Origin of the sequence: Bradyrhizobium sp. SHOUNA76, assembly GCF_023006445.1 — a bacterium.
Classification (GTDB): Bacteria; Pseudomonadota; Alphaproteobacteria; order Rhizobiales; family Xanthobacteraceae; genus Bradyrhizobium.
In genome coordinates, this window is the sequence record NZ_JALBHA010000340.1 from 1 (window position 1) to 7,238 (window position 7,238).

Genomic DNA, 7,238 nt, shown 5'->3' on the forward strand with positions numbered 1-7,238 from the left:
GGCTGCGCGCCACGCCTTCAGCACGTCGTCGGCGACCGCGAACGGCTCGAGCGAGATGCCGAGATTTTCCTTGGCCGCCTTGAGCTCGTCGGCGCCCAGCGCCTCGCCATGCACCTTCGAGGTGCCGGCCTTGTGCGGCGCGCCGAAACCGATGGTGGTGCGGCAGGCGATCAGCGTCGGCTTGTTGGATTTCTTCGCGCGCGTGATGGCGTCTGCAATCGCCGCCTGGTCATGGCCGTCGATCTTCTCGGCGGCCCAGCCCGCGGACTTGAAGCGCTTCACCTGATCGACGGAATCCGAGATCGAGGTGGGGCCGTCGATCGAGATGCCGTTGTCGTCGTAGAGCACGATCAGCTTGTTGAGCTTCCAGTGCCCGGCCATCGCGATCGCTTCCTGCGACACGCCCTCCATCAGGTCGCCGTCGGAGGCGAGCACGTAGGTGTGGTGATCGACGATCTTCTTGCCGAACTCGGCGGCGAGCATCTTCTCGGCGAGTGCCATGCCGACTGAGGTCGAGATGCCCTGGCCGAGCGGGCCGGTGGTGGTCTCGATGCCCTTGGTGCGGAAATTCTCGGGATGCCCCGGGGTGAGCGAATCGACCTGGCGGAACTGCTTGATCTGGTCCAGCGTCATCTCGGAATTGCCGGTCAAGTACAGCAGCGAATAAAGCAGCATCGAGCCGTGGCCGGCCGAGAGCACGAAGCGGTCGCGGTCCGGCCAGGCGGGCGCGGCGGCGTCGAATTTCAGGAACTGCGTGAACAGCACCGTGGCGATGTCGGCGGCACCCATCGGCAGGCCGGGATGACCCGATTTCGCCTTCTCGACAGCGTCCATCGAAAGGCCGCGGATCGCGTTGGCCATACGGGAGTGATCGACCTGCGTCATGTCTGAAATCCGTCTGAAATGAGGCGCTTGGAGGCGAGGTACGCCCGCGCGGGAGGAGCCTGGCGGCCACTGAAGGTCGGGGCTGGGATAGCACCTCGGTTCCGGGAGTCCAAGGCAATCAAACGCCGGTTTGGCCGTAAAAGTTGCCTATGTGGAGACCGGTTTTCCGCCGGGCTCGCGCGTGGGAGGAACGGTCGAATCGGGACGACCTCCTTCCGATCTATCGGTGCATAGTTTCGCGGCGACGTTGCGCTGGGCTAGCTTGCCACGTAAATTTCTGCTTCTAACCGCTTGCCGAACCGAGTCTTTTGCCGGGCGGCAAGCTCCAGGAAAAGGCCACTGGGCAAAGGCCGCCAGGTTCCACCGCTGACTGCATGAACGATCGCGTGTCCAACAGTTCCGCCATGACGGAGTCCTCCGCGGTCGAGATCGACATCGCGACCCGCAGGCTGATGGCGGCGCTCGATGCGCTCGAAAGCGCGGTGGAGCGGCGGCGCGACGCCGATCGCGACGAGAACGAGCTCGCGGCGCGGATTCAGGCGCTCGGCGCCGACCGTTCGCGGCTTGCCGACGAGCTTGACGGCGCGCTGGTGAAGGCGCGCAAGCTCGAGCGCACCAATCGCGAGATCTCCGACCGGCTGGATTCCGCGATCGTCACGATACGCTCGGTGCTCGATACCGGAGAGGACGGATGAGCCACATCAACGTCACCATCAACGGCCGGCAATACCGCATGGCCTGCGAGGAGGGCCAGGAGGTGCGGCTACTCAAGCTCGCCGAAAGCCTGGAGACACGGATTCAGTCGCTGCGCGGAAAATTCGGTGAGATCGGCGATGCGCGTCTCACCGTGATGGCGGCGCTGACCGTCTGCGACGAGCTGGTCGACGTCGGCAACCGTGTCCGCACCATGGAGCAGGAGCTGACCGAGCTGCGCGATTTCCGCAATGCCGCCGTCGAGCGCGCCAGGATGACGCAGACCGCGGTGGTGAACGCGCTGAACGCGGCGGCCGAACGCATCGAGAAGTCGACCCAGGTCCTGAACCGGACCGTCGGCAACGGCATCGCGATCGGGTAGGGCCGCGGAAGAGGTTGCCAATTGTTGTGGTTGGTTTGGCCGCGGGCGACGCGCCTCTCCCGCGTGCGGGAGAGGTCGGCGCGTAGCGCCGGGTGAGGGTTCTCTCCTCTAGGGGATTGTCCCGTTGAGGAGCTACCCTCTCCCCAACCCTCCCCCGCAAGCGGGGGAGGGAGCGGGCTTCTGCCGTGGCTCGCAGCCCGTTTCATTACGCTGAAGCTCAGCTCTCTCGCCGGGCTGGCGATTCGTCAGTATCGTTGTTACATTGGCTCCGCGAGGCTGCGACGCGCGTCAGGAGCCATATATCCCCGGGGCCTTATCGATCCTTTAGGGAACTGTCCCTGGCCGGGCCCGTGGGCCCGGACATATGGTGCCCACCTACTTTCGTAGGGAACTCCGGGATCGAGTGCTTCAACGGCGTACGCGGCTTCGCACTTTTGTTTGCTTGGTTTGTGCCTGTCGAAACGACTGCGGCCAGTTCAACAGGTGTCATTCCCCGCCTTGTGTGCAATCGCGCACTGGAGCGGGGAATCCAGTGCGCCGCGGCCTTTGTGTGAATCACCACCGCCTCCGGAAGACTGGATCACCCGCAGCAGTGCGCAAGGGCGCACAGGGGGTGATGACGTGGGGACCAAGCGCATGACCAACACCAAAGCCGAACTCCGTGCCAAAGCCCTCGCGGCGCGCGACGCGCTGAGCGAGAAGAAGCGCAGTGCTGCCGCCGCAAAGCTCGCCAAGCGCGGGCTGCCGTTCGAGCTTCTGCCTGGCAGCATCATCTCCGGCTATTCGCCGATCCGCAGCGAGATCGATCCGATGCCGCTGCTCACGAGGCTCGCGGAGCAGGGGGCAAGGCTGGCGCTGCCTTGCGTCACCGCACGGGGGCAGTCGCTGATCTTCCGCATCTTCCATCCGAACGATCGTCTGATGCTCGGTCCGCTCGGCATTCCAGAGCCATCGCCGGCAGCGGCCGAAGTCATCCCGGACATCATGCTGACGCCGCTCGCGGCCTTCGACCGTCTCGGCCATCGCATCGGCTATGGCGCGGGACACTACGACCACACCTTCGCGCACTTGCGCAAAGCCAAGAATATCGTCGGCATCGGGCTCGCTTTTGCAGCGCAGGAGATCAAGGCGGTTCCGGCACTATCCCACGACGTCGCGCTGGATTATGTGCTAACCGAATCCGACGTGTTCGATTTCCGGAGTTCTGAAGTTGCGCATTCTCTTCGTGGGTGATGTCGTCGGCCGCAGCGGTCGGAACGCCATCGCCGAATATCTGCCCGGCATGGTCAAGGACTGGTCGCTCGATTTCGTCGTCGTCAACGGCGAGAATTCCGCCGGCGGCTTCGGCATCACGGAAGCGATTTATCAGGAGTTTCTCGATGCCGGCGCCGACGCGGTGACGCTCGGCAACCATTCCTGGGACCAGCGTGAAGCCCTGGTGTTCATCGAGCGCGCCGAGCGCCTGGTGCGTCCCGCTAACTATCCGCGTGGCACGCCCGGCCGCGGTGCCGCACTGGTCGAGACCAAGAACGGCAAGCATGCGCTGGTCGTCAACGCGTTGGGCCGCGTCTTCATGACCCCGTTCGACGATCCCTTTGCCGCGCTGGAGCGCGAGCTCGGGGCCTGTCCGCTCGGCGTTGCCGCCGATGCGATCGTCGTCGATTTCCATTGCGAGGCGAGCAGCGAGAAGCAGGGCATCGGCTTCTTCTGCGACGGCCGCGCCAGCCTCGTCGTCGGCACGCACACCCATGTGCCGACCGCCGACCACCAGATCCTCAGCGGCGGCACCGCCTACATGACCGATGCCGGCATGACCGGCGACTATGATTCCATCATCGGCATGCAGAAGGAAGAGCCGCTGCGGCGGTTCACATCGGGAATTCCGTCAGGCCGCTTCGAGCCGGCCGCGGGCGCGGCAACGCTCAGCGGCGTCGCCGTGGAGACGGATGACGCGACGGGGCTCGCGCTGAAGATTGCGCCGGTGCGCGTGGGTGGAAGGCTGGAGCCGGCGACGCCGAAGTTCTGGTTGAGCTGAATTCTTCGCGCGGCATTCACGGTGCACCCTCGCCCCTTGTGGGAGAGGGTGGCTCGTCGCGTAGCGACGAGACGGGTGACCGAGTCTGATTTCATTGCGCCAGGCGCATGCGCCTAAGCCATTGATCCCGCAAATCCCGGCTACTGTGCATGGGGTTGTCTTCGAACTTTTAGTTTGAGGGAGCCGGAGTGCCGATGCTCAGCTCTGGCGAAAACCCATCCGGAAGGCGCCCCAGTGCTTGCCGCGGATCACGATCGGCGAGGACAGATCCTTCATCAGCACGAACTGTCCGCCGCCCATGTCGCGGCGGTAGGTCTGGAGCAGGAACGGCTTGGTGTTCGCCGCGACCTTCTTCACCGCGCGATCGGTGAACAGGCGGCGGTTGCGGCAATTGGCGTTGTTCCAGATCGGGTCCTTGCCCTGCGGCAGGCGGTAGTTCGGATTGTGAGTCGGCAGATAGCCGCCCTTGGCCCAGGCGACGCAGAATACGATGCGGGGATCGGATTTCTGGATCGGGTCCTGGATCGCGGGCAGCACGCGATCGGTGAAGTCGACATAGTTGGTGAGGTACTGCTTTGGATCAGTGCCGGGAATTTCGCGGTATGTCTCGTCCATGAGCCGGTCGAGCGTGATATCGCCGCGGTCGATCGCGGCCTCGAACTCGGCCGAGATCCGCTTCGCGGTCTCGACGACGACGCGGATCAGCGGTGCGTCCGATGTCTCCACGCCGCTGTCGGCGATCAGCGCGATCAGGCCTTCGGAGGTGTCGAGCAGCTTTGTCACCCGCTGATCGGCGCTCCTGAGATCGCGAGAGGAGAGGTCGACGCCCTTGGCGAGTTCGTTCAGCTCGCTGATGACGGTGTCGCAATGTCCGAGATTGGAGGTCGCCGCGCGCGTGACGCTGCCGATCTCCGCCTCCACGGAGGCAAAGCCCTGCTGGACCCGCGAGATGATGCCGGAAATCTGCTGGGCGCCTTCCCCGGCGGTCTTGGCGCGTTGCGATGCGTCGCTGCTTTCGCCGATCAGGCCTTCGATCTGGCCGTCGAGATCGCGGACGGTGTCGGAGATCTGATGCGTGGCCTGGCGAGTGGCTTCCGCGAGGTTCTTCACCTCGCTTGCGACCACCGCAAAGCCGCGGCCGGCGTTGCCGGCGCGGGCGGCTTCGATCGTTGCGTTCAGCGCGAGCAGATTGGTCTGCTTCGCAATCGTCTCGATCGAGCCGGAGACTTTCGCGACCTGCGCCAGCGCCGAACCGACGGCGCTGAGGCGCGCTTCGATGCGCTCCACCGCCGCGACCAGCTCGGAGATGTGGTTGACCGCGGTGTCGACGGCGCTGCGCGACTGCGCGATCTCGCCGACCGCCGCGGACGTGGTCGTTTGCACGGCCTGCGATGCGTTGGCGATGTCGTGGTTGGCCGAGACCATCGTCTCGGCCGTCTTCTGCAGATGATGGAACCGTTCCGACTGACCTGCGACGCGGTTTGCCACTTCCTGGACGTTGCCGGCAATGTCGGCGAGTTCCACGCCGAGGCCGCCGATGCGGTCGGCAAGCTGATCGATCAGCCGTTCAGCCAGCGTGCGATTGGAGCCGGTGTCCATGACGGCAAGTTGTACGACGGACATGTTTGATGAGTCCTCCAGTCAGAGCCGCAACCCGGCTCACGGCGGCATTCCCATTCCAATTTCGATCTTAAGGGATGATTCGCGTCCGGCGTCTTGCCTGAGCGTGCACTACAGTTTGTAGGCCGTGCGGAATCCACCCCAGTGACGGCCCTGCACGCGGATCGCGACGTCGATCTCCCGCATCATGACGGTGTTCCCGTTGCCCATGTCGCGCGCATAGCTCTGGACAAGGTACGATCGCAGGTTGCGTGCGGCCGCCAACCCCGCCGGATCGTTGAATATCCGCCGGTTGCGGCTGTTGGCTGTGTTCCAGGCGACGTCGCCCGGCCGCTGCGGATGCGAATAGATCTTGTTGTGCACCGGCAGGAAGCCGTTGCGGTCAACCATGGCGCAGAACGCCATGCGCTGGTCCTTCGCCAGGAATGCTTCCTGGAACGGCGGCAGGGCGCGGTCGGCCCAATCGAGATATTTCGTGCGGTATTGCTGCGGATTGGTCCCGGCGATTTCGACATAGTCGGTGTCGAAGAGGTCGTCGATTTTGACCTCGCCGCGCGCAAGCGCCCGTTCGAATATCATCGTCAGCGCGTTGCCCGCCTCCATGGCGCGGGTGACGAACTCCGTGTTCTCTTCGTGGATTGACCAGAGCCTGTCCTCGATCTTTTCGCGGAGCTCGGCATCGGGGCTGGCGAATTGCGCGCGCGCGCCGGCCTTGGATTGCTCGATCACGCGCAGACGGCAGGCGCCGACGTGTTCGAGCGTGCCTTCGATCATCGCTTGCGGTGCAAGCCGGCCTGCGTCCGCGCCGCCGATCAACACGCCGTCCATCGAGATTTCATAGACCGGCATCACGCCGCGCGCGCTCTCGAACTTGAGATGGCAGGGCAGTCGTTCGGTCTTGCGGCGGTCGTCGTGCTCGCTCTGGCGGAGCAGCACGGCGCAGCGCGATTTCAGCTTTTGAGCAAAAGTGGTGACGGCCTTGCCGGCACTGGCGACGTTCTCGCCATGGCTCTCGGCTGCCTTGGTCGCGGCATCGATCTCGGCCGCGCTCTCGCCGACCGAGACGATGAACTCCGAGGCGCTGGCGGCATTGCCGGAGACCTCGCTGGTGGTGGCGTTCTGCTCGGCAACCGCGCCGTTGACGGTCTCGAACACCGGGCGGATCGCCTCGATCGCCTGCGAAATGCGGTGCACCGCATCCGCAGAGCCGGCGGCGTCGCGCTGGAGTGCGTCGATCTTCTTCGTGATCTCTTCCGTCGCGCTTTGGGTCTGCACCGCGAGGGCCTTGACCTCGGTGGCAACGACCGCAAAGCCCTTGCCGGCAGAGCCCGCGCGTGCGGCCTCGATGGTCGAGTTGAGCGCGAGCAGCGTCGTCTGCCGCGCGATCTGCGCGATCAGATTGACGACGTTGCCGATGGCGGCAGAGGACTCGCGCAAGCGGTCAACATTGGCGCGGGCTTCCTGCGCCGCGGCGCTGGCCTCGTCGGCGAGCTTGCCGGCTTCACGGACCTGCGCCCCGATGCCGAGCGCGGACTGGGTGAACTTGTCGGCGGCATCGGCGAAGGTGGAGGCGTTCGATTGCGCCGCGTTGGTCCGGCCGGTCAGGGCATCGGTACGGTCGCG

Annotated in this window: 7 protein-coding genes and 1 other RNA gene; 5 read left to right on the top strand and 3 right to left on the bottom strand. The window is 65.0% G+C overall.

Features of this window, described 5'->3' with window-relative positions; genetic code table 11:
* Nucleotides 1-885: transketolase family protein (locus MOV74_RS26650; RefSeq protein ID WP_246929434.1), on the bottom strand; the 885-nt coding region annotated here is incomplete at its 3' end.
* A gap of 374 nt (nt 886-1,259) precedes the next feature.
* On the opposite strand from MOV74_RS26650, the gene MOV74_RS26655 reads away from it, so the two are divergent.
* The 5 genes from MOV74_RS26655 (at nt 1,260) to MOV74_RS26675 (ending at nt 3,995) form a co-directional block, all read left to right on the top strand.
* The gene (locus MOV74_RS26655; RefSeq protein ID WP_246929437.1) at nt 1,260-1,580 is read left to right on the top strand and encodes a DUF4164 domain-containing protein; all 321 of its coding nucleotides are present in this window, start codon (nt 1,260-1,262) and stop codon (nt 1,578-1,580) included.
* Nucleotides 1,577-1,960: a cell division protein ZapA gene (locus MOV74_RS26660; RefSeq protein ID WP_028150902.1), complete on the top strand. Its 384-nt coding sequence runs from the start codon at nt 1,577-1,579 to the stop codon at nt 1,958-1,960. Before MOV74_RS26655 ends, MOV74_RS26660 begins: the two co-directional genes overlap by 4 nt.
* A gap of 270 nt (nt 1,961-2,230) precedes the next feature.
* A non-coding RNA gene (gene ssrS, locus MOV74_RS26665) (6S RNA) lies at nt 2,231-2,391 on the top strand.
* Between the two features lie 205 nt (nt 2,392-2,596).
* Nucleotides 2,597-3,193 (top strand): 5-formyltetrahydrofolate cyclo-ligase, encoded by a 597-nt coding sequence (locus tag MOV74_RS26670; RefSeq protein WP_246929439.1) that lies wholly within the window; start codon nt 2,597-2,599, stop codon nt 3,191-3,193.
* A complete protein-coding gene (locus tag MOV74_RS26675) occupies nt 3,171-3,995 on the top strand; it encodes a TIGR00282 family metallophosphoesterase (RefSeq protein WP_212298306.1) in 825 nt (274 codons plus the stop codon). Before MOV74_RS26670 ends, MOV74_RS26675 begins: the two co-directional genes overlap by 23 nt.
* 198 nt (nt 3,996-4,193) lie before the next feature.
* Here the strand turns inward: MOV74_RS26675 and MOV74_RS26680 are convergent, their stop codons facing one another.
* On the bottom strand, nt 4,194-5,618 hold the full coding sequence (locus MOV74_RS26680) for a methyl-accepting chemotaxis protein (protein WP_246929442.1): 1,425 nt from the start codon (nt 5,616-5,618) through the stop codon (nt 4,194-4,196).
* Nucleotides 5,619-5,726: 108 nt separating this feature from the next.
* A partial coding sequence (locus MOV74_RS26685; RefSeq protein ID WP_246929446.1) for a methyl-accepting chemotaxis protein occupies nt 5,727-7,238 on the bottom strand: 1,512 nt, incomplete at its 5' end.

Coding starts and splice junctions, on each gene's coding strand:
- MOV74_RS26655 (WP_246929437.1), top strand. CDS start 1,260: ATGAACGATCGCGTGTCCAACAGTTCCGCCATGACGGAGTCCTCCGCG.
- MOV74_RS26680 (WP_246929442.1), bottom strand. CDS start 5,618: ATGTCCGTCGTACAACTTGCCGTCATGGACACCGGCTCCAATCGCACG.
- MOV74_RS26660 (WP_028150902.1), top strand. CDS start 1,577: ATGAGCCACATCAACGTCACCATCAACGGCCGGCAATACCGCATGGCC.
- MOV74_RS26670 (WP_246929439.1), top strand. CDS start 2,597: ATGACCAACACCAAAGCCGAACTCCGTGCCAAAGCCCTCGCGGCGCGC.